Annotated in this window: 5 protein-coding genes; all 5 read left to right on the top strand. The window is 71.7% G+C overall.

Annotated features, from left to right (window positions below; translation table 11 throughout):
• On the top strand, positions 1 to 761 hold a 761-nt coding region (locus AC1DXV_RS32155), incomplete at its 5' end, for a DNA-3-methyladenine glycosylase family protein (RefSeq protein ID WP_477937543.1).
• A complete protein-coding gene (locus AC1DXV_RS32150; protein ID WP_477937541.1) occupies positions 758 to 1,309 on the top strand; it encodes a methylated-DNA--[protein]-cysteine S-methyltransferase in 552 nt (183 codons plus the stop codon). The genes AC1DXV_RS32155 and AC1DXV_RS32150, both read left to right, overlap by 4 nt.
• The gene (locus AC1DXV_RS32145; RefSeq protein WP_477872246.1) at positions 1,306 to 2,199 is read left to right on the top strand and encodes a DMT family transporter; all 894 of its coding nucleotides are present in this window, start codon (positions 1,306 to 1,308) and stop codon (positions 2,197 to 2,199) included. The genes AC1DXV_RS32150 and AC1DXV_RS32145 overlap by 4 nt, the downstream gene beginning before the upstream one ends.
• Positions 2,200 to 2,263: 64 nt before the next feature.
• Positions 2,264 to 2,623 carry a helix-turn-helix domain-containing protein gene (locus AC1DXV_RS32140; protein WP_477872244.1) on the top strand — a complete coding sequence of 120 codons (360 nt, stop codon included), beginning with the start codon at positions 2,264 to 2,266 and terminating at the stop codon, positions 2,621 to 2,623.
• Complete coding sequence (locus AC1DXV_RS32135; protein ID WP_477937539.1) at positions 2,620 to 3,909, top strand: type II toxin-antitoxin system HipA family toxin; 1,290 nt, start codon at positions 2,620 to 2,622, stop codon at positions 3,907 to 3,909. The genes AC1DXV_RS32140 and AC1DXV_RS32135 overlap by 4 nt, the downstream gene beginning before the upstream one ends.
• The last annotated feature ends 180 nt before the right edge of the window (positions 3,910 to 4,089 follow it).

Genomic DNA, 4,089 nt, shown 5'->3' with positions numbered 1-4,089 from the left:
AGGCCGGCTGGCTCGAGGCCGCCTTCATCGATGCGACGCCGACACGCCCGGCCAGCCTGCGGCTGCGCTACGCGCCGGCGCTCGCGCCGCACAGCGGCCGCGTCGTGATGGCGGTGCGGCGCTGGCTCGACCTCGATGCCGCGCCGCAGACCATCGACGACGCGCTGCGCGACCTGCCCGGCGCGCCCGGCCTGCGGCTGCCGGGCAGCATCGACGCGTTCGAGATGGCGGTGCGCGCGGTGCTCGGCCAGCAGGTCACGGTGGCAGCGGCGCGCACGCTGGCGCGGCGGCTGATCGAGCGCTTCGGCGAGCCGGTCACGACGCCGTGGGATGACGCGGCGCGCTGCTTCCCGTCGCCGGCCGCGCTGGCTGCAGCGCCGTTGGAGCGCATCGCCGAGCTCGGCATCATCCGCAGCCGCGTCGGGGCGATCCAGGCGCTCGCGAATGCCTGGCCCGAGCTGACCCGCCTGCTCGCGCTGCCCCACCAGCCCGAGGCGCTGATGACGGCGCTGGCCGAGCTGCCCGGCATCGGCCCGTGGACGGCACACTATCTCGCGATGCGCGCACTCGGCTGGCCCGACGCCTTCCCGCCGAAGGACGTCGCGGTGCTGAACGCGATGAAAGCCCTGTTCGGCACGCAGAACCAGCGCGAGGCCGATGCCCGCGCCGAGGCCTGGCGGCCGTGGCGCTCGTATGCGGTGCTTCGGTTGTGGAACAGCCTGGCGCCCCTGCCCCCTTCACCTTCAGGAGAAACACCATGAACACCTCCAGCACGCTCAACCGCCGCCTGCAGGCCGTCTGCACGGCGCAGGCCGCGTTCGATTCCCCGCTCGGCACGATGCTGCTCGCGCGCACCGCGAACGGCGTGGCCGGCATGTGGTTCGACGGACAGAAGGCGCATCCGGGCGAACTGCCCACCGTGCCGCACGACCCCGACGACCCGCTGCTGAAAGAGGCGGCGCAGCAGCTGCGCGACTACTTTGCCGGCCGGCGCACGCAGTTCGAGCTGCCGCTGGACCTGCAGGGCACGCCGTTCCAGCAGATCGTCTGGCAGGCGCTGCTGCGCATCCCGGCCGGCGGCACCTGCACCTATGCAGCCATCGCGCGCGAGGTCGGCGCGCCGCAGGCGGTGCGAGCGGTCGGTGCGGCGGTCGGGCGCAACCCGGTGTCGGTGATCGTGCCGTGCCACCGCGTGCTCGGCCACGACGGCAGCCTCACCGGCTATGCCGGCGGCCTGCACCGCAAGCAGGCGCTGCTGCAGCTTGAAGGCGTCGACGGGGTCACGGGCCTGAGCGAGGCCACGTCTTGAAGCGCGCCGACGGGATCGAGCTGACGGGGCTCGCCGCGATCTGGGGCGCGTCCTTCCTTTTCATGCGCATGGGCGCGGCCGAGTTCGGCCCGGTCGCGCTCGCCGCCGTGCGCGTCTGGGGCGCCACGCTGTTCCTGCTGCCGCTGCTGATGCTGCGCCGCCAGGGCGGTGCGCTGCGCACCCACTGGCGGCCGATCTTCGTGGTCGGCCTGACGAACTCGGCCCTGCCCTTCCTGTGCTTCAGCTACGCCGCGCTGTCGATCACGGCCGGGCTGTCGTCGATCTTCAACGCGGCCACGCCCTTGTTCGGCGCGCTGATCGCCTGGGGCTGGCTGCGCGACAAGCTCACACCCGCGCGCACGCTGGGCCTGGCGATCGGCTTCCTCGGCGTGCTGTGGCTCGCGTGGGACAAGGCGAGCTTCAAGCCCGGTGCGAGCAGCGGCTGGGCGGTGCTCGCGTGCCTGGCGGCGACGCTGCTGTACGGCTTCTCCGGCAGCTTCACGAAACGCTTCCTCACCGGCGTGCCGCCGCTCGCGGTCGCCACCGGCAGCCAGCTGTCGTCGGCGCTGGTGCTGGCGGTGCCAGCGCTCGTGTGGTGGCCCGCGGCGATGCCGTCGGCCACGGCCTGGTCGGCGGCCGCGCTGCTGGCGGTCGGCTGCACCGGCGTCGCGTACATCCTGTTCTTCCGGCTGATCGCCCACATCGGGCCGGCGAACGCGCTGTCGGTCACCTTCCTGATCCCGGTGTTCGCGGTGCTGTGGGGCTGGCTGTTCCTGCACGAAGGCCTGACGACGCAGATGCTGCTGGGCTGCGCGGTGATCCTGCTCGGCACCAGCCTGACGACCGGCGTACTGAAGCCGCCTGCCTGGTTTTCCAGACATCCCGCCTGATTTGCATGGTTTTCCAGTCAATGTATAGTAAAGCAGTCATTCTGAACAAAATGATTGCTTTGCCATGCAAATCGATGTTTCCCTGCCGGCCCAGCTGAAGGCCTTGCGCCGCGCCGGTGGCCGCTCGCTGGTGAGCCTGGCCGAGCGCACCGGCTTGAGCCGGCTCACGGTGGCCGCGGCCGAGGGCCAGGCCGATGCGCGGCTGTCGACGCTGACGGCGCTGTTCGACGAGCTCGGCTACGTGCTGGTGCCGGTGCCCAAGCCGCTGCTGGCCGAGACGGTCGCGTTCATCGCCAACCAGGGGCAGTCGGTGTCGCTGCCGGCGGGCGTCAGCGCGCCGCTCGGCGTGGGGCAGCAGGCGTTCCGGTATCGGGTCGGGGAGGACGCCCAGACCGACATCGACGATGACGAGGCCCCTGCGTGAGCCACGGCGACCCGATCACGATGGCCGAGCTGCGGCTGCACGTGCCCGATGCGGCGCAGCCGCGGCGCATCGGCTGGCTCTCGCAGGTCGGCGACAACATCCGCGTCTCGTTCGACGACGCCTATGTCGGCGACTCGGCGCGGCCGACGCTGTCGCAGCTGTACCGCGGTGCCGACGAGGCGCAGACGCGCGCGATCCTGGGTGCCGTCAACGACGAGCGCCTGGTGCGCATCGGCCGGCTGCCGGTGTTCTTCGAGAACATGCTGCCCGAGGGCCACAACCGCGACCGGCTGGCCGAGCGGCGCGGTGTCGAGCGCGACGACGAGCTCGAGCTGCTGGCTGCGGCCGGGCACGACCTGCCCGGCGCGCTGGAGGTGCTGCCGGCGCACGAGGTGCCGACCGGCGTGGTCGAGCTGCATGCGACGAAGCGGCTCGAGCCGCTGGAGCCGTCGGCGGTGGCGGCGCCGGTCGAAGACGGTTTCTCGCTCGGCGGCTTCGTCACGAAGTTCTCGATGGTGCACCGCGGCGCACGCTACGTGGTGCGCAGCGGCACCGAGGCCGGCGAGGTGCTGGTGAAGCTGCCGTCGACCGCCTACCCCGACCTGGTGCACAACGAGGCCTGCTGCTACCGGCTGGCCGAGGCGGTGGGCGTGCAAACCGCCGGCGCGAGCGCTCGGCCGGTGGCCGAGCTCGATCTGCCCGGCGTCGCGCTGCCCTTCAGCCACTACCTGCACGTGCCGCGCTTCGACCGCCGGAAGCTGCTCGACGGCAGTACACAGCGCGTGCACTTCGAGGAGCTGACGCAGGCGCTGGGCATCGACAGCCGCCGCAAGTACCGTGACCTGCCGGCCGCGATGCGGGCCTTGCTGGTGCTGCTGAAGCAGTCCCCGGCCAGCGACGTGCGCGAGCTCGACGAGGTGTTCCGCCGCTGGACCGCGTATGCGCTGATGGGCAACACCGATGCGCACTCGAAGAACTGGGCGCTGGTCTACGCCGACGGCGTGCACCCGCGGCTCGCGCCGGCTTACGACATGGTGTGCGTGGCGGCGTATTTCGACCCGGCCGATCCGCGCGCGCTGGCGCAGAACCGCAAGATGGATGAATCGCTGCGAGCCTGGGACGAAGACGCCGCCGAGGCACTGGCCAAGGCGGCGGGGCTGCTGGCGTTCAACCGCTTCCGGCGCATCGTGCGCGATACGCGCGAGCGCGCCCATGCGCTGTGGCCGGCGCTGCTGGCGGATGCGCCGGAGCGGGTGGCACGCACCATCACGCAGCGATTGACATAAGCCTGGGTGGGGTCGCGTCGCGTCGCGCGTCGCGGCGGGTGAGGGAATGGGCTGGGGGCTCATGCCGAGGCGGCCGGCGCCCCAGGGGGCGCCGACTCCACTGCGAAGATCGGCTTTGGGGATGCATCGGCAAACTCCCTCCACTCACTTCGTTCGTTGTGGTCAAACAGTGCCGATGAG

It is taken from the genome of Rhizobacter sp. P3_C12, assembly GCF_056402735.1.
Note: the sequence above shows the minus strand (reverse complement) of the source record. Positions and strands in the feature narration are given on the sequence as shown.